This is a genomic window from uncultured Dysgonomonas sp., assembly GCF_900079725.1.
Lineage (GTDB): Bacteria > Bacteroidota > Bacteroidia > Bacteroidales > Dysgonomonadaceae > Dysgonomonas.
In genome coordinates, this window is sequence record NZ_LT599032.1 from 97,077 (window position 1) to 121,792 (window position 24,716).

The window sequence follows — 24,716 nt, forward strand, 5'->3', positions numbered from 1 at the left end:
GTAAATATTTACTTACTAATTTTAATAAGAATATGACAACTAAATATATATATGGCATCATTGCAATATTTATGCTATTTGCTACTGGTTGCGACGGCTTTCTCGACACCAAGCCGTATTCCAATACAGTAGCCGATAATATGTACAAGACGGCTAATGATGCAGAGCTGGCAATCACAGGTTGCTATCAGATTATCATGGCTTCATCGGCACAGGGCGAATGGGGACGTGCATCGTTCAATTCGGGGACACAGGCAATGCTCGACGGAGGTACAGACGAATGTATCATGCGCGACGGGCTGTCTGATCCTGAATTCGGATTTATACCGGTAGGCTCTTATTCGGCACAGAACGATATGTTCAAATATAGCTGGAGTTATCTGTTCAAAGGTATAAACAGGACTAATTATCTGTTGGAAAACCTTGACAATATAGATATGGATGCAAAGCGCAAAGATGAAATCAGAGCCGAGGCGCAATTCCTGAGGGGTTTTTTCTATTATCATCTAGCGATTTTCTACGGAGGCGCTCCCATATATACTACAGCCACACAAGACCCGTATGCAGCACGCAATACATTGCAGGAAGTTTTCGGGCGTGTTATCGAAGATATCACTTATGCTTATAATACACTTCAGGACAGGTCGGGGATTAAAGGCCGTGCCAACAAATGGTCCGCAGCCGGATATCTGGTAAAAGCATATACTTATCTGGCCAGTTGTAAGGTCAATAATGTAGGGGCTGGTCTTAATTTTGATCTGAATAGCTTCGATTGGGTAAATTCATCCGATTATTATCAAAAGGCCAAAACTATATCGCAGGATATAATAGATAACAGCGGATACATACTCACGAAGCACTATGATTATTTATTCAGAGAAACTACCGAAGACGCTCAATATGAAGAATGCTTATTTACAGGAGAATCCACTCCATTGCAAGCTGTAGGGAACGATAACGGGGCATGGCTATTCTATCTCATTCCGGTAGGTTCTACCAATACTAACGGAGGAGGTTACGGTTGGTATCGTCCGACAGGTGAGATGTATTATAAATTGTACAATCCAGAAGATCCACGCCGTGCCCATAATATTGGAGGTACATTAGTCGATAACGAGAAAGAAACGGAATATATCAACAATGTAAGGTATTATGTTCCGCAACCGTCCAATCCGTCGCTAGAGACCTATTGCATTACAAAGTTCCGTTACATGGACCCCAAAATGAAGCAGACGGCACTAGCCCTTTCGCAGGGAAATTATCCGATACTTCGTTTTGCCGATATATTGTTGTTGAATGCCGAAGCCGAATATTATACAGGAGATGAGACTGCTGCACGCAAGCGGTTGACAGAGGTCAGAACCCGCGTATCGGCCGACAATATGGGCAGTTCTGCTCCTTCTATTGCGTACCTCAATAATGTATATAAACGGACTGATTTCCTTACGGAGTTATTAGAAGAACGTTCTCGCGAACTTTGTTTCGAAGCGCAAAGACGTACCGATCTTATCCGTTTCGGAAAAATACAATCGGCTATTGCCGGTTTAAGCGATGGAACAAAAACGGGACTTTTAGCAAAATGGAATGTAGTAGTTCCTATTTTGCAGGAAAACTGGGCAAATTCCCCATACAGGATATGGTATCCATTGCCGATAAATGATGTATTGCTGAATAGTAATCTGGAACAAAATCCCGGGTACGAGTCACGCTAAAGTATCGATTTATTAATGATAAAATAAATACAATGAAAAATTTATATATAATATTGACAGTATTTGCTTTTCTCTCTTTCTGTTCTTGCGATGATGAGATAAAAGAAGAGAAACGTGGCACTACCATCACTTCTATCTCTCCGCTCGAAGCTAAATCAGGCGAAGAGATAACGATAACCGGTACTAACTTTAAGAACGTGAACACGAATGTTGTCATTTTTTCGGGCGGCATAGTAGCTCAGGTAATAGAGTTTTCATCCAACGAACTGATTGCTATTGTTCCCGACAGCGGAGTGGTAAGCGGGCCTATAAGTGTGCGGGTAGGTGTGTATGAAATCTGTGAATCGGGACAAAGTTTCACTATAGACAAATCTGAACCGATAGTGCGTACAACATCTCCGGCATCGGGGCTGCACGGGGTGGAGGTGACAATCATAGGAACCAATTTTGCCCAATCGGGAAATAAAGTATTCTTTGATAACATCAGTGCCGAAGTTGTAAAGGAAAGCGAATACCGCATCACGGTAAAAGTTCCTGAGGGCTTGCCCACGGGTAAAGTGAATATTACAGTAAAATCAAATAACGTGACATCCAATGCCATATCTTTCGATCACGGACTGGTATATAGCGATACATTCAACCGTACGGAAACCGATTGGGGCGACAAAGATGCTATGCCTAATCCGGTAGGTTCGCCATGGACCATTACTAAAGGAAAATTCAGAATACAGAACCAGTATCTATATACCAATAATGGGGGTATCTTGTACGAAAATTCCAATGCCCTGGCAAAGAATGATGACGGACGCAGCTTTAAAGTGGCAGCCGACTTCCGTATCGATGTTGCTGCGGGTACATGTTGGGCCGGATTCATACTCAATGCGCAGAATACCGACCAGTTCTATCTGATGCGTATATCGGGCGACAGCCAGGTACAATTATTGAGGACGAGCAATGGCGGTGCAGGTTGGGATGCCGTGATCTACAATCAGGTGCATAATACCATACAAGGCGGAGATATATTCTATCATGCCGAGATAAGCTCTGCCGCTCCGGGTGTATTCGATATAGTGATAAGCAAACAGAATGGGGATATCCTGTTCAACCAAACGCTGTCTGATCCAAGTCCTGTCTATACAGGTGGCTATGTCGGCTTCATGACGGAAGAGGAGCATTCTCAATTCGATAATTTCGAAATAGCTATAAAATAAGACAGTAAATGCCCTGTTTCACCGGACTGCTTTTGTTTGATAAAAAACAGGGGTGGTCTGGTAATAAACACATCAAATAAAATATCTCATGAAAAAACTTAATTATATGCATACAGTCTTTTTCCTATTCATTTCAATGATATGTTGGTCTTGCGGAGGCAGTGACAATACAGATATAGATGGCGGCAAAACCGATCCGGACCCCGAACCTCCCGTAACTTATGTGTACACTAACCTTTTTTCCGATTCTGAATACAAAAAAGGTTTTAATGTAAGTTCCACACAGGAAGGCAATGCCGAAGTACATGGCATACTCGATTATGGCGACATTACTACATCAGCTCCGGTATGGCGTATCGCTCAATGGAACTGCATCAACAATGATATATTTGCAGGAACTTATTCTCTCAATGGCTCTGTGCATACATATAAAACGGCAAAAGGGAATGTTGTGGCAGCCGATGTAGAGAAAGGTAGCCTTGTGTTGGGTATAAACACATCTTCGGAATACGGACAGAATGGAATAACCAGCAATCCGAGAAAAAGTGGAGAGTCGTGGCCCCATTTATTAATAGAATACGTGTTGGCCGATAAAGATATTCTGAAAGTAGACGGCAAAGAAGAAATCCGCATGGATATCGCCTATAATGTGACGCAACTGGACGATAAGATGCCTGCAGGAACTACCAACGCAGACTTACATACAGCCCAGTTTCAGTGGTATGTGACAGTGCAGAACCGTACTCAGGGTTCGGAAGATTATGGGCGTTACATCTGGTTCGGGCTTAATTTCTTCGACAAGCGATATGAGTTTCCTCCGGCTTATGCTGCACAAGACGGAGGAAAGGAACACAATACAGGCGCATTCATATATGTTCCTGAAATGTCGCAAATAATGGGCTCGCAAGGAAAAACAGCTATTGGCAAAGATATGCATGTGGATGTAGATGTATTGCCTATCATAAAGTCGGCATTTAAGCTGGCTCAGGAACGCAAGTATCTGTTGAATACCACTTGGGAAGATTTGTATATAACCACTTCTAATATTGGTTGGGAAGTACCCGGCACATACGATGTTACAGTAAGGATAGATTCTGTAAATATTAAGTATAGATAAGAATAAGTATTTATAACGTAGGGGCACTTTATTGTAGTCCATATGCGAAACAAATAGGCAGGGGCAAATCATTACCCCTACATGCCATTTCCGGTAAAATGTTGTAATAATAATTATTGACAACATACAAACTTAAAATATAACAACATGCATAATAAAAAAATATGGTTTGCTTGTATTACATTCCTCTTTTGCTGCATTCCTCCTACATATGCTCAAAAAGTAATTCAGCTCGAACCGTCTGCACGATGGATAGAAAAGCAATGGAATGCTAAATGGATAACAAACCGCGACGGATCTAAGGTCGATTACGGAGTACACCGGTTTCGTAAAGCATTCAATATCGAACAAGTACCCGATTCATTTATAATAAATGTATCTGCCGATCAGCGTTACGAGCTGTTTGTCAATGGCGTTCGTGTATGCAGAGGTTCGGCCAGAGGCGATTTGTATAAATGGTACTACGAAACTTTTGATATTGCACCTTTCCTCAAACAAGGAGCTAATATATTGAGTGCTACGGTGTGGAATTATGGAGAATGGACTCCCGGAGCGCAAGTGTCGCATTCCACAGGCCTCATAGTACAAGGAAATACCCCACATGAAGAAATTGTAAATACGGATTCTTCTTGGAAAACATTGAACGATAAGTCCATTGAGCCATCATTGGTATATATACAGGATGTTGGCCCGGGAGATATCATCTATGGAGACAAGTATCCGTGGGGATGGACTGCTGTCGGTTTCGATGATTCGCTTTGGAGTATGGTCATTGAAAAAGAGCCCGGACAACCATTTGGTACAGGTATCCAATACATACGGGCATTGGTTCCACGGACAATCCCGATGATGGAAGAAAAAGATGAACCGGCTCTTGGCATTCGCAGGGCAACAGGAGTGAAGGTTGAGGATAATTTCAGAAAGAATAAACCGTTGGCCATTCCTGCCAATACCAAAGCTACCGTCTTACTCGATCAGGGTTATCTTACCAATGCTTATCTAACCCTGTCGGTGAGTAAGGGCAGGGATTCTAGAATATCGCTGACATATGCCGAAGGCTTATATATAGGGCCGGATGATAAAGGCAACAGGAACGAAATAGAGGGAAAATATATGTTTGGATATGTGGATACATTCTATCCCGAAGGAAGCGAAAACAGGATTTACAGTCCTCTTTGGCTTCGTACATACAGATATATACAACTCGAAGTGGAAACCAAAGAACAGGAACTGGTCATTAATTCGCTCAACGGAGAGTTTACAGGTTATCCATTTGAGGAAAATGGCAGCTTCAAATCGGATGACAAGCGTCTTACCGATATCTGGAATGTAGGCTGGCGCACAGCCCGCTTATGCGCAGGAGAGACCTATTATGATTGCCCGTATTACGAGCAACTTCAATATACGGGTGATACCCGCATTCAGTCTTTAATCTCGTTATATGTAAGTGGCGACGACAGGCTGATGCGCAAAGCAATAGATGATATTGCCCTCTCCATAACTCCTGACGGCATCTTGCGAAGCCGCTATCCGGCACGCAATAGCCAGATCATCCCACCATTCTCGCTTTACTGGATCAATATGCTTCACGATTATTGGATGCACCGCGAAGATGATGCGTATGTAGAAAGCCATGCTTCAGTATTGAGAAATATATTGGATTGGTACGAAAGCAAAATAGATACTCAGACAGGGATGCTGGCTGCTATGCCGCATTGGAATTTTACGGATTGGACAGCAGAGTGGCCTACAAGCTGGGTAATTCCCACAGGTGGAGTGCCCCCGGGGGGGATTGATGGCGGGTCTGCCATACTTACATTGCAGTTTGCCTATGCCCTTAACGATGCGATAGAATTGCTCAGTTATTGGGGCGATGAGGTTGCATCCTTGAAATACGGAAAACTGAAACAATCGCTTTGTAAAGCCACGATAGCGAAATGTTATGATAAGGAAAAAGGGTTGTTGTCAGACGATATAAAACGTAGCAGTTATAGCCAGCATGTGTCTATTATGGGTATTTTGTCTGGCGCTATAGACGAAAGCAAGTATAAAGATGTATTTAATAAGCTGAATACGGATAAATCGCTCATTCAGACCACGGTTTATTACCGCTTCTATCTATTTAGAGCAATGCTGAAAGCGGGATTGGCCGATCAGTATGTGAGCAGTCTCGATATCTGGCACAATATGTTGGCCAGCGGGTTGACTACTTTTGCAGAACGACCAGAACCATCACGTTCGGACTGTCATGCGTGGAGTGCCAGTACCAACTATTACTTCCTGTCTCTCGTATGCGGTATAATGCCTCAATCACCGGGATTTAAGACTGTAGCTATCGAACCTCATTTGGGCTATCTGAATAAAGTAGAAGGCAGTATGCCTCACCCGTTGGGGAAAATAGAAGTTTCGTTTGTAAAAGAAAAAGGAAAATTAAGTGGGTATGTTATTCTTCCTTCGGGGCTTACCGGAGTGTATAAGTATGGTAATGAGAACCTGCAATTAATTTCCGGAAAAAATATTATAAAATAAGAATCATGAATAAAAATAAAATCATAGGGTTGTTTTATGTCATATTTATCCTATCGGTGTTTTCTTTCTGTAAAACACCCGATAATAAATTACAGTATGTGAAGCCAATGATGGGAACAGGAGCCGATGGTCGTATTGTTCCCGTAGCAATACGTCCTTTCGGTATGGTGCAACTGGCTCCCGATACACGCCTGAATGCTTCGGGATATCATTATTCCGATGACAGGATTATCGGTTTCAGCCATATTCATAAGTCGGGTGGGGGATGTACCGATTTTCTGGATATAATGTTCTTTCCAATTAACGATGAGGCGTTGAAAAATGCAGATAAGTTTCCGCTGAATATATCGAGTAAGTTTTCTCACAATAATGAGACTGCTCAACCCGGTTATTATAAAGTCAGGCTGGATGACTCTGGCATCGATGTGGAACTGACTGCTACCGAAAGGTGCGGCATGCATAGATATAAATATCCTCAGTCGACTATTCAACAGGTAATTATTGACCTGAAGCATGGGAGTAACGAATGTTGTACGATACATCCCGAAGATAATTTCGATACGGTAAAAGTCGCTTATCTGAAAGTGATTAACGATAGAACAATCGAGGGATACAGAATATCGAACGGCTGGGTAAAAACACAACATGTTTATTTTTATGCCGAGTTCTCAAAACCGTTTACCACTACACAATTGTATGATAACAGAAATTTGCAAAAGGATGTTGTTGAAGTGAAAGCTACTGATATCAGGGCAATTTTAAGTTTTGATACAGAAGATGATGATGTTATTGCCCGCGTAGGAATTTCACCTGTCAGTGTGGAGGGGGCAAGGAAAAATCTGGAAAAAGAAATTACAGAATGGGATTTTGATAAGATAAAGGGCGATACTCAGAATATATGGAATGAATCTCTCACCGCTATTCAGATACATGATGAAGACAGTCCGCAGAAAGAGGTATTTTACACATGTCTTTACAATGCCTTATTTTATCCTATGTTATATTCTGATGTGACAGGCGAATATAGAGGACCTGATGTAGAGATCCATACCAGCGATTTCAGATACTTCAACGGGGTTACAGGCTTGTGGGACACATTTCGTGCCCAAAATCCATTAATAGCTATCCTGAGACCCGATGTGACAAATGATTTTATAAAGACATTTTATGCCCATTATCAGCACTACGGGCAATTGCCTATTTGGACATTAGCTGGGCAGGAAACTTTTTGTATGATAGGGTATCACTCTATGCCTGTTATTGCCGATGCTTATAGAAAAGGAATCAGAGATTATGATGTAGATGCTATTTATGAGGCGATGAAATACTCGGCAAATATAGATACTTTCGGGTATTTTCTTCACGACATGAGAGGTACGGTTAATTATAAGAAATACGGATATGTACCCTGTGACCTCGAGATAACATCCGCGTCCAAAACATTAGAGTATGCCTATGACGATTGGTGTATCGCCCAAATGGCTAAGATGCTGGGTAAGGAGGATGATTATAACTATTATATCGAACGTGCAGGTTATTATAAAAACCTGTTCGACAAAGATGTAAATTTTATGAAAGGACGCAATGCAGACGGCTCGTGGAGATCGCCTTTCAATCCGTTCCTGAGCAACCATTATCGCCCCGGAGACGACTTTTGTGAAGGAACGTCGTGGCAATGGAGTTTCTTTGCGCCCCATGACGGAAAAGGACTTATGGAGCTTTACGGAGGTAGGGATAAGTTTGTGTCTAAACTTGATTCATTGTTTATCGTCAGTTCACGGATAGATGGTGACACTCCCGCACCCGATATTACAGGCCTTATAGGGCAGTATGCACATGGCAATGAACCTAGTCATAGTACCATTTACATGTACAATTATGCCGGACAACCATGGAAGACTCAGAAATGGATAAACGAAGTTATATACAATTTTTATAATACATCGCCTGAAGGAATTTGCGGAAATGACGATACAGGACAGATGTCGGCATGGTATGTATTCAGTGCAATGGGATTTTACCCTGTGACACATGGCTCCGGTATATACTTCATAGGTGCACCTATCTTCAAAGATGTATCTCTAAAACATATTAAGGGTACTCTTCGAATAAAAGCAGCTAATGTATCGAAAGATAATAAATATATTAAATCGTTGACTGTGAATGGTACACCTTACACTAAATCGTGGATAAGCAATGATCTGTTGTTCGGCGGTAATACAGAACTTAGATTTGAAATGGACAATACTCCTAATAAAGAGTGGGGGAGCCATGATGCTGATTTACCTTTGTCTATGATGGATGAGAAATTCTGATTAATATTTTTTCTTTTCAAAGAGGCAAGCTGAATATCATCTCGCTCATAGCGATTTTCAATTAGTTTGTTACGTAAACAACATGAATACTCAATATGAGGGCTTACACGAGTGAGGATATTACCAACGGCTACCGATAACGAAGTGAACTAGGTAGCCGTTATTTTCTTTGTCAGGGCAGGCATATCAAGTCCGATTGCCTTAGCTCCTTTTTCTAAGATAAAATCAACTTAATAATTTCCATCTCGCCAATAGTAAAGATTATATCTTTCGGAAATAGAATGATTAATCAAGTGTATACTGACTGAAGACTCTGCAAGTTGTCCCCACAATTCAGTATGGATGAATGTTTTTTCATAAGTCTTATTACTCTGGGTTGTTTCTGAAACTTTGGACTTGAACCTCGCTTAGGAATTGTATCCCCAGCATACTTATCAAAACCTTTTAGTAATCCGCAATCGAATAGCAACTTTAGGTAGTTCGCTAATGTTGCCTGTATTACCGGCATCTTGAAGCTGTCCTATCATTTTTGTGTAAGAAAGATTCTGACAGGAATACCGACACCCAGTTTAAACAATCCTTTCAATAACGCAGGCTTATCGACACGTGTAAGCATCAAAAAATCTTTGGAAATACTCGTCTCTATAAGTGTGTCTTTTATGTAGTTCTTCCATCGTTCTTAATCACGAATCAATGTTACCGACCCCGGATAGCCGCCAAAGTAGATTTACTGTTCTACACTCCATCCAAATGCTTCTTGTATTTCAGGATAAGAGCAGTGGTTAGTTGGCTACAGCCCAGGATAGCAACAAAAACTTCAACCTCTGTCTTGGTGCCGTCGCCATTATCCAGTTGTAGTTTTTGACCTGTAAAGTCTATACATCTTATCCACGGCTTTATGTATCGTTAGATCATAAAAAAATTTATGCGGCACTATTTGTTAATGACACATTGGGCTTACTATTAAACCGAATAACAATTTATAATCACGATATTTATAACTGTTTATGTGATTTAGTTGTAGATAATTTTGATCCGAATTTTTATGGGTATAGAGAGTTATCTGATGTCGAAAGACGGAGACTTAAAGTAGCTAGTTTTATAAAATTTAGAAATGATAGGGAAAGAAAAATAAGCTTGTTAATTACTGAATTCAAAAAACAACTTGAATTATCTTTATAATATTATTTTCTTTATATCGTCTATATTTTCAATATCTTTAGTTGGTATTATAGCTGTTTTTATTTTAAATAGGATACAACAAAGATAGATATTTATTCCTAGTACCACTTCAATATATCAATAGCCTCTTTAGAGTATGGGGATTTATATTCTGTTAAGGGTAGGTGCAGATTTTTTATAATGTCTTTTTATGGGAGTTTTATGTTTTAAAACCTGCTATCAGGCATTAAATATTAATTAAATTATGTTATTTTTATGTTTTGTTCATGAAATCTGAAGGAGACATTTATCTATATGATAAAAAGAGAAACATTCTTCTTTATATAAATGGCCTGAAATCGTAATTCAAAGACTAATAATAAATATCTTAACTATGAAGCCTGCCCAAATTCTCTTCCTGCTATCCCTGTGGGTAGCATTACCCGGTTTTAGCCAATTGAACAATTCTCACAATCATCTTCGCCCCGGCGATGTGTTAATCAAACAACAGGTAGAATATAGAGATCCAGGAAATGCGGGAAAAGACCGGCTTTGGGATTTCAGTAATCTCAAGACACTGAATAACGCCTATACCCTGACATATTCATTACCGCCATTGGAAGGGGATAGTGTCTATATACTGGGATAATGTGTCTTTCGAGCTATACTCGATCGAAGGACTGCCTGTAAAGAAGATAAAGACACAAAAGAAGACAGTAGGCAGTTATTATGAAACGATTGATTGTTCGGGTTTGTTTCCGAAGAATTATGTGTTGAGGATTACTGCTAATGGATTGATTTTGAATGAAGTGGTGATTAAAAAATGAAAAAACGTAAGACTATGAAAAAATATATAATAGTTATAGTGTTATTAATCATTGCATTGAATGGCTACTCTCAATTATCGAATGATGGAGTTGATTATCAGATATCATCCAGACATTTATCTCCGGAAGCTTCTCAATTTATGAGGTATGGTAATACTCCCACCCGGAATTTTTATGGAGAACTCGATTTATCAATACCCTTGTATGTATATAGAGACCGTGACTTTGAAATACCTATCAGCCTGGTATATAACAATGATGGCTTTAAGCCAAATGAGCATGAAGGGATGATTGGCCTTGGCTGGAATCTAAATATAGGAGGAGCTATAACTCGAAAAGTAGAAGGCGGCTTGCAGGACGAGGGCAGTGATGCTTTAACCCAAGGTGTTTTAAGTGCGGCAAAAAGTAATTTTTATAAATATGATATTCCTTTTAATGAAAAGATAAGACAAGGAATAATATGTTCAAGAGAAAACAATAGTAACAATATTGTAAATGCTCCGGGAAATGTATCTTCTCATAAACATCCAAGCTACAGTAATTACGGGGAACTCGGTCCTGACTTATTTAATTTTAATATGCCCGGGCACTCTGGTCGGTTCAACTTTACTTGGGATGGAAGTATTCAAATAAAGGGAAATCAACCATACAAGGTTATATTAGATAACTATTTCTCAAGCGACACAAATTCTAAAGTCACTATTATATCTCCTGACGGCTATCAATATGTTTTTGGAGGTAATTCAAATTCATTGGAAACAACAAGTGTTTTAACACCTCAAACACCATTCAATCCGGTAAAGACCATTGTATCGTCGTGGTTCTTATCTAAAATAATCGCACCAAATAAAAGAACAATTGAGTTTATATATAAAGAAAAAGAATCAAAACATAACATTATACGTAAAAATGTTGCGCAAAGGAAGTCAATAGATGTGAATCAGAAAAATATTACCCAAATATCTGAACAAGGAAGAATCCCAAAGGAAGATGGATATACATTCGAGCTTATAAGCCAGACTTATTTATCGAAAATCATTATTGATGGGGATGTTACTATTGATTTTCTGTATAAGGAAAAAACTAAAAAATTCTATGAAGATGCTGATATTGACAATCTGTACCGTTCTTATAATACAATGAATCTGGCATTAGACCAGATTAGTATATCGTATGGTATAAAACCTATAAAAAAGATAAACTTCCATCAAGATTTTTTAGGAGGAAACTATACCCGGTTCTTTCTTTCGAAAGTATCTGCCGGTAATGAAGACTATACTTTTAGTTATTATAATACGGACAAGATACCGATACCGGACCAGTCTTGTATTGACCATTGGGGATATTATAATGGGAATAATAATACAAACAATAATGGACAAAATCTCTTAATGCCACGAATGGATATAGCCTACGGAAATTTCAATATTTTTCCATATCCTTATTTTGAAGAATATATGGTACGTAAAGCTGATGAAGAATCAAGCAAAGTAGGCATGATAAAATTTATGACTTATCCTACCGGAGGAATTAGTAACTTTTACTTTGAAACACATAAAGGTCTGGATTATGAGGTGCGTAAAATTCAGGGTCAGGAAGAAACTTTTGTAACCAGAAACGAAGCCGGAGGTCCTCCTCCATTAGGTATTGCTGGAGGAGTCCGGATAAAGGCAATTCAAGACATCGATGAAGATGGTAATATATATAATAGACGTGATTTTTTATATCCTAAAGGAATACTTACTCATTATCCTCACTATCTTAAAGAAAAAGCTTCATTAAGTGGATGGGCATACATAGAATGTTATATACTACCTACATCCAGAGGGAACTATCCTACAGACAGGCATGTGCAGTATGCCGAAGTTGTGGAAAAAACAAATGCAGGCTCTTATATTTATAAATATTCATCCTATTTGGATAAAGAGAATAGGGATTTATACGACAGCACTATACCCCATTATGTTTATAATCCACAGGTTTCATGGTATCCTTTCGCCGAGATAATGGATATAAGGGGTACCGACAAATCTTATCGTAGAGGACTATTAAGAGAGAAGGTAATATTAAATAATGAAAATGATACAGTATATAAAGAAGTTATCAAACATAATATACTGCAGCCATCATTATCAAATTATACAAATGCCATATACCATGGAGAGACTATGACAAATAAGTATACTATTGAAAATTTTGCATATCTCCCGACAGAAAAAAAACAGTCAACATATTTCCAAAACAATCTTGTAACGAGAACAACTCAGTATGAATATAATAATAAAGGAGTTGTTTCGAAAGAAACAGATGTGGATAATAGTATAGTTATAAAATATGTATATCCTTATGACAAATCGGTATCTCCATATACAGATATGGTTTCTCAAAATATTCTGAGTCCGGTTATTGAACAAGAAACCAGTAGGAATAGCAAACGATTATCACAAAAGATCAGGGAGTATTCAGGATTTCATAATAATAAGCTTTATCTACCATCTAAGATATATTCGGTTATAGGTAGTAGTGAAAAGGTTTTGGATGCCGAATTAAAGAAATATGACGAATATGGCAACTTGGTACAGTTGACAACCAAAGATAATATAAGCAATGTATATTTATGGGGATACAAAGGTAAATACTTATTGGCCGAAGTAAATAATACAAGCTATGATGATGTGAAAAATGCATTAGGAGGTAAAATTCCGGAAAGCCTATCATTAGAAGCAGGCTCAGATACAACTTTAATTCAGAGTTTGCATCGGAGTCAATATTTAAAAGATGCACAAATTAGCACTGTCTATCATAAACCGTTAATAGGCGCGACTAAAATGATTGATCCGCAAATAATAAGTGTCAATTATGAATATGATATCAATAACAGGTTGGCTAAAATAAAAGATAATGATATGAAGACTCTTACTTCATATGAATACAATCTATTCCCATATCCACCTATTTTTATTGGTTTTGATGTAAAAGATAAATATTATGTAAATGATGTATCTCCATTTAGTGTTACTAAAAGTGGTGGAACTGAGCAGTTTGCTTGTAAGTGGTTGATAAAGAAAGGAAATGGAGAAGTTTTGTTCCAGAATGATTATTCAAGTTCTTTTTATATTAACCATAATTTCCGTCATACAGATACTGGTTCTGCACAGATTACATGTTTTGTAAAAGATGCTAATACAGGAAAAATTCAGACAGAAACCCGGGATTTTGTAATAGAACTTGAGCCTTTCAAATATACAATAGAAGTGTTGGATGAATATATTTTTAATAGTTCTAAGGCGTTTGAGGCAGTAGTAAAGAGAGGCAGTGGAGATTTTTCTTACGATTGGTCGCTGAAAGATATTTCAAATAGCTCCAACGTTGTTACTATTCTCGATAAGCCAAACTCGGGTAGTAAATTTCAAGCCACGTTCTCCCGATCAGGTACAATACAGCTAAAATGTGTAATAAAAGATAAAGTGACTGGAAAAACTGATACAATGGTAAAAGATATTATGGTCAAGGCCTTTATCCCAGACATATATATATCTGGACCTTGTGCTGTAGGTCAACTCAATATTTTTTATGCTAGTGTACAGGGGGGATCTGGCAATTATACATATTCTTGGCTTGTGAAAAATGCAGATACAAATGAAGTTATATACCGCTCATCGGTTCCGTCTTCATCAAATTCATATACTCTGACTTATGCTCAGCCGGGGAAGATAGAAGTTTCATGTACCATCACAGATACTTCTAGTGGGAAAACTGAAGAGAGAACTGAATTGTTCGATTTAATTCCTCCTCTTATAGAATTTAAAAATAGTACAACAGTGAGAGACCCCCAAACGAGAGAAACGACCACTACAGCTGTCTTGGACTGTTTTGAAGAAGTTACCTTGGAGGTGGAAATATTGGGGATCTTCAGCTCCATATATGGCAAAGCTACTTTTACTGTGATTAAAGGCAACAATACAATCTATAATAAGGTTCTTACTCGAACTGTAGATGATAACACTTATCTATCGGAGAAGGTTCTCATAACAATTCCAGCAGGAATTTCAACTATGAAAATTCAATTAAGTAATTATGGAGGAGCGAGCCTTCAGGCAGGCATGATATTACATCAAGTAATGAGTGATACAAAAATGAAAATAGGTTCAGAAAGAAGACTTATGAGTGGCTTTTAATGATACATACTAAATAAATAATAATTATGAAAAAAATATACCTGCATATTCTACTATTTTTATTCAGCCTGAGCCTGTACCCTCAGTCTAACCTGACCCTGAATACTGTCCGTACCTCCGGCGGTAGCGAGACCGCCTGCCAAAGCATCGTGCTACAGCCCGGTTTCAGTTTTGTATCGGCTACAGGAAAGAGCCTGACCCTGAGTGTCAATCCCTCCACCTGTGACCCTTACGCCGGGGCTGCCTCCAGTCTGAGCAACGACCATAACTATATACAGACCAAGACCTATACCACCGCCGACGGCAGCCGTTACATGGAAGCCATCCAGTATTTCGATGGCCTGGGACGGCCCGTACAAACCGTACAGCGAGGCATCACCCCCAATGCCGCCGACCTGGTCGCCCTTCAGGAATACGATGCCTTCGGGCGTGAGAGCAACAGCTGGCTGCCCGCCGTACTTACAGGCAACAACGGGGCCTATGCAGACCCTGCATCGGTAATGGCCAAGGCCAAAGCAGCAGCAGCCAATGGGGGAGTAGCCGACACCAACCCATTTTCCAAACCCATTTACGAAGCATCACCCCTGAACCGTATAATCAGCCAGTACGGGCCGGGAGCCGACTGGCATAAGGATTACGGGACAACCAGCAAGGCTGTCGCTACCGAATACCTGACCAACAGCCAGGCCACAGAGCTGATCTGTAACCTGTACCGGGTTACAGGATCCGGTACGTCCACCGGATTGACCGAATCGGGCACTTATGCCAACGGTGAACTCTATGTGACCAAGGTAACGGACGAAGACAGCAACGTATCCTATGAGTTCAAGGACAAGCTGGGACAGGTAGTCCTTACCCGACAGATGAGCAAGGTAGGCACTTCCGATAAGGCTCACGATACCTATTATGTCTATGATGACTTCGGCAACCTGTCTTATGTACTGCCGCCGATGGCTGTCGATACCATTAGCAAAGCAGGTGTCAAAGGAGAGCTTATCGAACTGTGGGGTTACCTCTATAAATATGACAACCGCAACCGCTGCGTGATCAAGAAGCTGCCGGGAACAGACCGCATATACTATGTCTATGACAAAGCCGACCGTCTGATATTCACTCAGGACGGAGAGCAGCGCAAGAAGAATGAATGGACCTTTACCATCCCCGACGATTTCGGCAGGGTGGTACTGACAGGAACATGTACCACGGTAAATAGCGCAGCTATCAGGTCGGGGCGGTTCGATGATTACCTGATAAAGGCAGAATTCAGCACGACGGGTACTTATCACGGATATAATGTCAAAGTAGGTCAAAGCACATTCAATGAACTTACCATCCAGAACCCGGTGGTACATACAGCCAGTTACTACGACAGTTATAAATTCCGCGCCTTATCCGGTTTTTCCGCTGACAATATAAATTACAAGACCTCCGGCGAGCCTGCCATCTATCATACACGCTACGGGACGGATGCAAGCACTTATGAACATAAAGGCTTACTGACCGGTACTGCTACCCTGCTGCTGGATGGAAGTACTGCCACGAAGTACCTTTATACAGGTATGTATTACGACAACAAGAAACAACTTATACAGTCGCACAGCACTCACCATCTGGGAGGTGTTGACAGTGAATTTACAGCCTATAACTTCACAGGGCAGCCGGTCAACCGTAAGACCCGGCATACCATGGGCACAGCCACCCAGATAGAGCATTACACCTACCTCTACGACCATGCCGGGCGTCTGGTGGAGACAAAACATAAGTTGAATTCAGGAGCCGAAGTCGTCCTGGCCCGCAACGAGTACGACGAACTGGGCAGGCTCAAGGCAACCACAAAGAGCGGCAAGGCAAACCTGAAAACCACATATGCCTACAATATACGCTCGTGGACAAAGTCGATATCAGGGCCTTTGTTCAGCCAGACATTGTACTACAATGATAAAGTAACAGCGCATAACTATAGTGATTATACCCCTGCCTACAACGGCAACATATCGGGCATGGAATGGAAGGCAGAGACCGAAGCCATGAGGAGCTACCGTTTCAAATATGACAAACTCTCCCGGCTGAGCCATGCAGCATACAACGGAGTAGTCTCGGGAGGCTATTACAATGTTTCCTACAGTTACGACAAGCATGGCAATATGCAGACCCTGCACAGACGGGGCAAGATGACTGCGGGTAATAATGCGGAAGATTATAATTCGGTGGACAACCTGACCATGACCTATACAGGCAACCAGCTGGTCAATGTAAGGGACAGGGGAGTAAATGTCAGTCTGGCCGGATCGGCTGACTTCAAGGATCATTCGGGGGCGCAGGGTGTATACACCTATAATGCCAACGGCGCCATGAATAAAGATACCCATAAAGGAATAACCGGGATTCAATATAATTCACTAAATTTACCACAGTCTATAGAGATAGATAACCCAAATGTAAAGGGCAGGACAAAATATATGTATACAGCCACAGGTGTGAAGCTACAGGTTATCCATGAGACGGATATGAACCTTCAGGCGGCTACCGTTATGGCTACAGCCCCTTTCAGTACGCAGGCAACCGATACCAAGACCACCGACTACGTGGGTAATAAGGTCTATGAGAACGGCACACTCAAGCGCACCTTGATAGATGGGGGATATATTGAAGGTACAACTTATTATTTCTTCCTGACCGACCACTTAGGCAATAATCGTGTAGTAGCTAATGCAAGCGGCACAGTCATACAGAAGAATCATTACTATCCCTTCGGGATGGCTTTTGCAGAGAATACAACGGCTGGGCAGGGGGTACAGCCATACAAGTATAATGGTAAGGAGTTGGATGGAATGCATGGGTTGAATATGTATGATTATAGTGCGAGGTATTATGAGCCTAGTATTGGGAGGTTTAGTACGGTGGACCCATTAGCGGAGAAGTATTATAGTATTAGTCCGTATGCGTATTGTGCAAATAATCCGATTAAGTATATAGATTTAAAGGGCGATAGTTTAACCCATCATGGAGAAAGTGCCCTTTATGAAAGAGTAGATAGAGTTCATAATAACTACCTAGATGGATATTATACATTTACAACTACTTCGAATGGTGTAACATCTCTTGTCGCCACAGGTAAGGATAGGACACAAGATCCTGCAGCATTTGCAAAAGCTGAAGCTTATTTTAATGAGTTAAACACTGTTGTAAATGGACCTGGGATGACACATGTAAGGTTAGTGGACAATAGCGAAAATGCATTAGTCGGTAATTTTAACCTGGGGATGATTGATATTGGGGATATAGAACAGCTACCTCTTGTACAAGGTAATAATATTGTAACACAAGGCAGTACATTAATACATGAAACTGTAGAACAATATCAAACACAGGTTAAAGGTTTACATAAATATAATGATGCACATAGGGCAGCAACAGTTTCAGAATCCAATATTATAGGTGTTACCATAGATCCTAACAGAACAATAGAGAATATATCGCGTCCTGGACCTGCTACTGGATTCATGAAAACTCAAGCATCAGATGGACGACAACAGACTATGATGTTTAGATATAATAATAATATTAGTATAGGAAATATATTTAGATAATACGATGAAAAGATATTTTATTTTTTTACTAATTGTTTTAAACTGTAATTTGGGTGCTGTTGCATCTAATATAAACATTGACACATTGTTTGTTAATAATGTAGTATCGATAGAAAATTATCTGAATTTAGTAATTGATGGTTACATATTACCATCAGGAAATATAGATAATCCTATTGCCGCGAGCATAGATGGTAGACCTGTAAAAACAAATTACACAGATTCAACTAAGTTTTATATCTATGGTGAATATGCAGATTTTTTGAATATGTTCGAAGATATTAGTAACTATAAATGGGAACGAAATTCTTATGTTCCCAATATTATGATAAATCGACAGGAGATTTTGATGGTTAAGGATTGGTATGAGACTAATAGAAAAAGGCTAAATTGTGAGAAAGTCAAAAGATTGTTTCAATGGTATAATAGTTTAACACCAAATATACATTTGCTAAATAAAGAATCTTTAGATAAATATCATCAAGAAAAAGAATTAATAAAAAGACTTGATACCTTTATTGATTATGAATCATCGACTTGCGTAGACCAATAGTTTTTGTATTGCATAGTAATAATAGCAATCCTGTCAATAATGGAGCAGGATAATTTATCTATTCCATATTCCGTCACAAGGGATTAGCAATCACTTGTTTGATATTGAAAGGATTTACAATCCGCTACAAGAATCCTATCGGTTTATCATCAGTAGGATTATTTATCTATACTATATACCTTTTGTTCAGCGAAGCAAAAAACAACAACACGAAAAAAGTGTAATATCTGTTACCTTTGTTACCTTTTCCAATACTCAATATAATTCACTAAATTTACCACAGTCTATAGAGATAGATAACCCCAATGTCAAGGGCCGGACAAAATATATGTATACAGCCACAGGAGTGAAGCTACAGGTTATCCATGAGACGGATATGAACCTTCAGGCGGCTACCGTTATGGCTACAGCCCCTTTCAGTACGCAGGCAACCGATACCAAGACTACCGACTATGTGGGTAATAAGGTCTATGAGAACGGCACACTCAAGCGCACCTTGATAGATGGAGGATATATTGAAGGTACAACTTACCATTTCTTCCTGACCGACCACTTAGGTAATAACCGTGTAGTAGCAAATGCCAATGGTACAGTAATACAGAAGAACCATTATTATCCCTTCGGGATGGCTTTTGCAGAGAATACAACGGCAGAACAGGGGGTACAGCCTTACAAGTATAACGGTAAGGAGTTGGATCAGATGCATGGGTTGAATATGTATGATTATAGTGCTAGGTTTTATGAGCCGGGTATAGGGAGGTTTAGTACGGTGGATCCGCATGCGGAGAACTATTACAATATATCACCTTATGCATATGTCGCTAATAATCCAATGGCATTTATTGATCCGAATGGTATGGATAGCATCTATTATCAAAGCAACTACGAACCAACTCCGGGGAGAAAAAATATAATGACATCACTTAATACCAGTTATAGTTTGGTGGCAAGAGTCGGTAAAGGAGGACAGGACGTTTATAGTGTAACCTTTTCTGATGTCGTAGTTACACCTCAAGGAGGAATCTACACAAATGGAGGTGTTCTTACTAATTATCATGGAATCGTAATTGGTGAGAAAGGACTAGAAATCGTTAGCCCTGAGTTTGATGCTTTGATGATAGGCAGGGGGATTGCGAATGCAGTTGGGAAAAAAGTGGCCTCAGAAATTGTAGGAACGACTACGAATAAAACATTAAAAACTACAGAACTCAATCCCACCCATTATATAACAAAATCAAAAAATGAGATGCAAAAATTAGTTAACAGTGTTAATGAGAAAGGAGTATTACATCCAATACAATATGTAGAAAGTAATGGAGTAAATTATATAGTAGATGGGCATCATCGATACTTTGCCGCCATAAGGACTGGAAAAATAGATATTCCTGTAAATAAAGTTTCCTTGCCGTATGGTTCTTACAAAAACACAAGAGATCTCGTTCCTGAAGGAAAAATGCTTGGTTTTTGGAAATATATGAAACCTAAATAAAATATTATTATGGCTCTCTGGCAATATACATTTAATCTTGTACCTGAAAATACAATTAAGGATAAGGTACTTATTGATGAGGACGGTTATTTTGATACTTCTCCATTGTGGCTGAAAAGTTGTAAAAAAATAAATATATTTGAGGATATAGGCATTTTATTACCCTTATCTGAATCATGGGATACAGATATAGTTCAATATGGTGATTTAAATTCAAATTGTATTGAGATTTATAAGAATCAAAATTTTATAGAATCAGCTTCTTTTCGAATTAATTTTTTAAGCAATTACAAGGAAATACTTAAAGAAATTATACGAATTTGTTTTTCCGAAAAACTATTAATTCTGGACGAATTCTTTAATGTTGTTCCATATGATTTTGATAAAATCTATAGTGTGATAGAGAATTCGCAGCAAAAAAAATACTATATGAAATTGATTCAATAAAGAATTTAAATTATCTATACCCGTTCGGTATAGGTTTCATTTGCGTCGATTAAAAATCAAAACTTAGCTTTGAAAATAAACAATGAGAATTCTCTCCTTTGCGCAGGCTTGCAGCCTATGTATTACATAGCAATAATTACAATCCTGCCGATTTATCATCGGCAGGATTGTTTATCCATACTATATACCTTTTGTTCAGCGAAGCAAAAAACAACAACACGAAAAAAGTGTAATATCTGTTACCTTTGTTACCTTTTCCCATACTCAATATAATTCACTAAATTTACCACAGTCTATAGAGATAGATAACCCCAATGTCAAGGGCAGGACAAAATATACCTATACAGCCACAGGAGTGAAACTACAGGTTATCCATGAAACGGATATGAACCTTCAGGCGGCTACCGTTATGGCAACAGCCCCTTTCAGTACGCAGGCAACCGATACCAAGACTACCGACTATGTGGGTAACAAGGTTTATGAAAACGGCACATTAAAGCGCATACTGATAGACGGCGGCTATATCGAAGGCACTACTTATCATTTCTACCTGACGGACCATCTGGGCAATAATCGGGTAGTAGCCAAGGCGGACGGCACAGTAATACAGAAGAACCATTATTATCCCTTCGGGATGGCTTTTGCAGAGAATACAACGGCAGAACAGGGGGTACAGCCTTACAAGTATAATGGTAAAGAGCTGGATCAGATGCATGGGCTGAATATGTATGATTATAGTGCGAGGTTTTATGAGCCGGGTATAGGGAGGTTTAGTGCAGTGGATCCTCTGGCGGAGAAGTATCCGTGGATATCTCCATACGTTTACTGTAACAATAACCCTATAAAATATATTGACCCGGATGGTTTAGATTGGGTAATGAGAGGTGTTGGAGGAAATGCTTATTATTACTATGATAAGGATGTTAAATCCTGGGATGATATAAAAAATAAATACGGTGATGGTAAAATAGCGGGAAATGTAATGCTTATAAAAGAGGGACAACAAGTAAAAATCTCAGGTAAAGACGGTAATTCTATGGTTTACACGTTTAGTAATGAGAATAAGAGTTTCACCGATGCAAGCGGCAATGCTTTAGGAGAGATGGATATAATGTCAGGCAAGGGGTTTGCTGTAATAGGAACAGGGGATAAAAATGTAGATGGCGCCACATTACATAATAATTTATTTGGAACTTCTACTACAGGAGGGAATAATCCACGAACCAATGATAAAACTGAAGAATATTTTGGGTATTTACCTTTTCAAACCAATCAAGATAATTATTCTCTCAAACATGACATTGGATATAATGCGAAAGGAGCTAATGGTGCAGCAAGTGCCTTTACAAATATAGAGGTATTACCTGATGACTATAAATTAGCAGGGAGAAATGCACTCAATGCGCTCAATCCTTCTATAAGTGAAAGAGAGAGATGGAGGTCTATTGGAACTGCTGCTGCTTTTGGTGCAATCTCGGTAGTTAAAACTATAGCAAGCCCTGTTTTAAGTCCATTCGTTTATAAAAAGAAAGGAACAAAATGAATAAAAAGAAAATAATAACTATCGTTGTATTTATCATAATTATTGCTGGTTTAGGAGCGTATTTTTTCCAACCTGGAACATATGTAAATGCTCGAAATTATCAATTAAAAGATGTAGCGTCATATGAAGAGCTTAGGGATAAGGTGGAACTTTTAAAAACAAATGATTCTCAATATAAAGCTTACTCGGAAGATTCAGTGGAATTTAAACCAGAAATAGATAATTTAGGTTATCTGACAATGTTTGTTCATTTACCAAGAGGGAAAGCGAATGTTTTTTTTAAGACAGACACAAAAAGAGGATTATCAGGTCAGGTTGAACTTAAATTGATTGGAGTTTCCCGAGATAGCATAGACCGTAGTTGGAAATGGTTTAATACTAACGAATTATCAAAAGAAGATAATAAAAAATATATAAAATGTTTTGAATCTGAAATCTTAGATAAACTTGGTAAATGGAAAAGCAAATAAACTAATTTAATTATCTCATGATAACCGAACCCCGCCTATATCCTTTATAAGCGGGGTTTATTTTATCTATATTTCAAGGAATACATACGTCTGATAATAAATGTTTTATGAAGTTCACTATTTAGAAAAGTGAACCTACTTTTTGTATGCCTGCCTAGTTTTAGCATGCTGAATTAGTCCATCAATCGAATACATGATACACTTTTTATCCTCCTCCGGCAGTTTCTGTATAGATACCACCTTATCCAGCAATACATCCGTATTCCCTACCAGGTAATCCAGCGATACCCCCAACACCTGCGCCAGCTTCGCCGCCACTTCCACCGAAGGAGTCGCTTCCCCCCGCTCGCGCAGACGTCCCGTCTGAGTGTTGCGTAGCAATAATTATAATCCTGTCGGTATCATCATCGGCAGGATTATTTATCTATAATATACCTACCCAATTCTTCTTATCCCAAACTCAATATACTCACTTCCTTTCTTTACAATTTCTGTTTCAACGATAGCCTTACGAATAAGCTTGTCGTTGAAACCATATTTCTTGCTTAAGATATCTTGAGTTGGTTTTACCGGGTTATCCCAATCAGACAGAGAGTTACTGAAGCCGAATTTGAAATGGATCTCATAAGGTGGTTCGGGTATCTTTATTTTAGGCAATAGCCAAAGCAGGGTATTCTCATATTGCTTGTATTTCTCTGTTTTGAATCGTTTACCTTTCCATACTTCGTTAACAGACAGAGGTTTTATATTTTTAGAAAAAGTTAAATAATGGCAGATAAACATCCAAATAACAAGAAAAACGTATATTGCAAGTATTAAACTTAAATCTTTTGCCAAATATACACATTCAATAGGAATTGATCTGGTGATTTTCGGTTCATCCTATCAAAGATATTACTGTAATGTATAATCAATCTGAAAAAGATATTTTATTTGAGCTGCAAAAAGGTTCGCACAAAGCTTTTGAGGAAATGTTTCATAGATATGGTGGTAAACTATACAATTTTGTCTTGAAGCTAGCCTCCGGAGATACCTATATAGCGGAAGAAATCGTTCAAAGTACCTTTGTTAAAGTGTGGGAAACTCACACATCTGTGAATCCGGAAAAATCATTTGTCTCTTATCTGTGCACCATTGCAAAAAACAGATTGATGAACCAATATGAACACCAAACAATAGAATATATTTACAGAAATTATATTTTGAAGAACTATCCGGAAGCTAATAATCATAATCAGACTGAGCGGGATATAAATAAAAATTTATTAGAGGAATATATTGACAAGCTGATAGAGAAAATGCCTCCCGTAAGAAAACAAGTTTTTATATTAAGCTGGAAGAAGATGCTCTCAAACAAAGAGATTGCTGAAAAACTCGAGATATCGGAAAGCACAGTACAGACTCACATGTCGAAAGCTCTTTCATTTATGAGAGAACATCTGGCAAAACATTACGATCACATATTATTGATTTTATTAACCTCCTCTTTTGTTAATTAAACTAAATGCGATAGAGGATTTTCAATAGTTCACTGTATATATAATTTAAAATGCATTATAACAAATTTACGCTAA

General features: G+C 38.9%; 17 protein-coding genes. 14 read left to right on the plus strand and 3 right to left on the minus strand.

What is annotated here, in order from left to right:
* Window positions 1-32 precede the first annotated feature (32 nt).
* The 11 genes from QZL88_RS00455 to QZL88_RS00505 all read left to right on the plus strand — a co-directional run bounded on the left by QZL88_RS00455 (window position 33) and on the right by QZL88_RS00505 (window position 21,129).
* The gene (locus QZL88_RS00455) at window positions 33-1,712 is read left to right on the plus strand and encodes a RagB/SusD family nutrient uptake outer membrane protein (RefSeq protein ID WP_296937800.1); all 1,680 of its coding nucleotides are present in this window, start codon (window positions 33-35) and stop codon (window positions 1,710-1,712) included.
* A gap of 32 nt (window positions 1,713-1,744) precedes the next feature.
* Window positions 1,745-2,923, plus strand: a complete 1,179-nt coding sequence (locus tag QZL88_RS00460) for an IPT/TIG domain-containing protein (protein ID WP_296937803.1) — start codon at window positions 1,745-1,747, stop codon at window positions 2,921-2,923.
* 88 nt (window positions 2,924-3,011) lie between these two features.
* Window positions 3,012-4,040, plus strand: a complete 1,029-nt coding sequence (locus QZL88_RS00465; protein WP_296937805.1) for a hypothetical protein — start codon at window positions 3,012-3,014, stop codon at window positions 4,038-4,040.
* Between the two features lie 147 nt (window positions 4,041-4,187).
* Window positions 4,188-6,569 carry an alpha-L-rhamnosidase C-terminal domain-containing protein gene (locus tag QZL88_RS00470; protein ID WP_296937806.1) on the plus strand — a complete coding sequence of 794 codons (2,382 nt, stop codon included), beginning with the start codon at window positions 4,188-4,190 and terminating at the stop codon, window positions 6,567-6,569.
* Window positions 6,570-6,574: 5 nt separating this feature from the next.
* Window positions 6,575-8,884 (plus strand): GH92 family glycosyl hydrolase, encoded by a 2,310-nt coding sequence (locus tag QZL88_RS00475; RefSeq protein WP_296937811.1) that lies wholly within the window; start codon window positions 6,575-6,577, stop codon window positions 8,882-8,884.
* Between the two features lie 1,555 nt (window positions 8,885-10,439).
* On the plus strand, window positions 10,440-10,694 hold the full coding sequence (locus tag QZL88_RS00480) for a hypothetical protein (RefSeq protein WP_296937813.1): 255 nt from the start codon (window positions 10,440-10,442) through the stop codon (window positions 10,692-10,694).
* Window positions 10,695-10,886: 192 nt separating this feature from the next.
* Window positions 10,887-15,050: a hypothetical protein gene (locus QZL88_RS00485; RefSeq protein ID WP_296937815.1), complete on the plus strand. Its 4,164-nt coding sequence runs from the start codon at window positions 10,887-10,889 to the stop codon at window positions 15,048-15,050.
* A gap of 26 nt (window positions 15,051-15,076) precedes the next feature.
* Complete coding sequence (locus QZL88_RS00490; RefSeq protein WP_296937817.1) at window positions 15,077-18,640, plus strand: DUF6443 domain-containing protein; 3,564 nt, start codon at window positions 15,077-15,079, stop codon at window positions 18,638-18,640.
* A 4-nt stretch (window positions 18,641-18,644) separates the two neighbouring features.
* A complete protein-coding gene (locus tag QZL88_RS00495; RefSeq protein ID WP_296937819.1) occupies window positions 18,645-19,193 on the plus strand; it encodes a hypothetical protein in 549 nt (182 codons plus the stop codon).
* A gap of 328 nt (window positions 19,194-19,521) precedes the next feature.
* Entirely contained in the window at window positions 19,522-20,682 is a 1,161-nt protein-coding gene (locus QZL88_RS00500) for an RHS repeat-associated core domain-containing protein (RefSeq protein WP_296937821.1), read from the plus strand.
* 9 nt (window positions 20,683-20,691) lie between these two features.
* On the plus strand, window positions 20,692-21,129 hold the full coding sequence (locus tag QZL88_RS00505) for a hypothetical protein (protein ID WP_296937823.1): 438 nt from the start codon (window positions 20,692-20,694) through the stop codon (window positions 21,127-21,129).
* Window positions 21,130-21,265: 136 nt separating this feature from the next.
* On the opposite strand, the gene QZL88_RS00510 is transcribed toward QZL88_RS00505, so the two are convergent.
* Window positions 21,266-21,391 carry a hypothetical protein gene (locus QZL88_RS00510; RefSeq protein ID WP_296937825.1) on the minus strand — a complete coding sequence of 42 codons (126 nt, stop codon included), beginning with the start codon at window positions 21,389-21,391 and terminating at the stop codon, window positions 21,266-21,268.
* Window positions 21,392-21,484: 93 nt separating this feature from the next.
* Between QZL88_RS00510 and QZL88_RS00515 the strand changes: the two genes are divergently transcribed.
* Window positions 21,485-22,672: an RHS repeat-associated core domain-containing protein gene (locus tag QZL88_RS00515; protein ID WP_296937827.1), complete on the plus strand. Its 1,188-nt coding sequence runs from the start codon at window positions 21,485-21,487 to the stop codon at window positions 22,670-22,672.
* Window positions 22,669-23,142 (plus strand): hypothetical protein, encoded by a 474-nt coding sequence (locus QZL88_RS00520; RefSeq protein ID WP_296937830.1) that lies wholly within the window; start codon window positions 22,669-22,671, stop codon window positions 23,140-23,142. Before QZL88_RS00515 ends, QZL88_RS00520 begins: the two co-directional genes overlap by 4 nt.
* Before the next feature lie 135 nt (window positions 23,143-23,277).
* Here QZL88_RS00520 and QZL88_RS00525 read toward each other — a convergent pair whose 3' ends face one another.
* Window positions 23,278-23,523, minus strand: a complete 246-nt coding sequence (locus tag QZL88_RS00525; protein WP_296937831.1) for a helix-turn-helix transcriptional regulator — start codon at window positions 23,521-23,523, stop codon at window positions 23,278-23,280.
* A gap of 54 nt (window positions 23,524-23,577) precedes the next feature.
* The gene (locus tag QZL88_RS00530) at window positions 23,578-23,979 is read right to left on the minus strand and encodes a hypothetical protein (protein WP_296937833.1); all 402 of its coding nucleotides are present in this window, start codon (window positions 23,977-23,979) and stop codon (window positions 23,578-23,580) included.
* Between the two features lie 65 nt (window positions 23,980-24,044).
* On the opposite strand from QZL88_RS00530, the gene QZL88_RS00535 reads away from it, so the two are divergent.
* Window positions 24,045-24,641 carry an RNA polymerase sigma-70 factor gene (locus QZL88_RS00535; protein WP_296937835.1) on the plus strand — a complete coding sequence of 199 codons (597 nt, stop codon included), beginning with the start codon at window positions 24,045-24,047 and terminating at the stop codon, window positions 24,639-24,641.
* Window positions 24,642-24,716 lie beyond the last annotated feature (75 nt).